This window comes from Aquitalea sp. ASV11, from assembly GCF_016429185.1.
Lineage (GTDB): Bacteria > Pseudomonadota > Gammaproteobacteria > Burkholderiales > Chromobacteriaceae > Aquitalea > Aquitalea pelogenes.
This window is the reverse complement of record NZ_JAELUD010000244.1, coordinates 1-302: the sequence shown is the minus strand read 5'-3', so window position 1 is coordinate 302 and position 302 is coordinate 1. Positions and strand designations below refer to the sequence as shown.

Annotated in this window: 1 protein-coding gene; it reads right to left on the bottom strand. The window is 72.2% G+C overall.

Annotated features, from left to right (window positions below):
* Positions 1–302, bottom strand: a 302-nt coding sequence (locus JHD62_RS21960) for a hypothetical protein (RefSeq protein ID WP_199104650.1), incomplete at both ends; no start/stop codon positions are given.

Genomic DNA, 302 nt, shown 5'->3' with positions numbered 1-302 from the left:
CGCGCGGCGACAGGGCAACGCTGCCTTTCAGCCAGTCGGTATTGGGCAGCAGGCCGATCTGCACAAAAATGCCTTCCAGCGCCACATGGTGGGTTTCCCCGGTAATGCGCTCCTGATAGCTCAGGCCCTGTCTCTTATACACATCTCCGAGCCCACGAGACGAACGCAATAATCGCGTATGCCGTCTTCTGCTGGAAAAGGGGGGGGGGGGGGGGGGGGGGGGGGGGGGGGGGGGGGGGGGGGGGGGGGGGGGGGGGGGGGGGGGGGGGGGGGGGGGGGGGGGGGGGGGGGGGGGGGGGGGG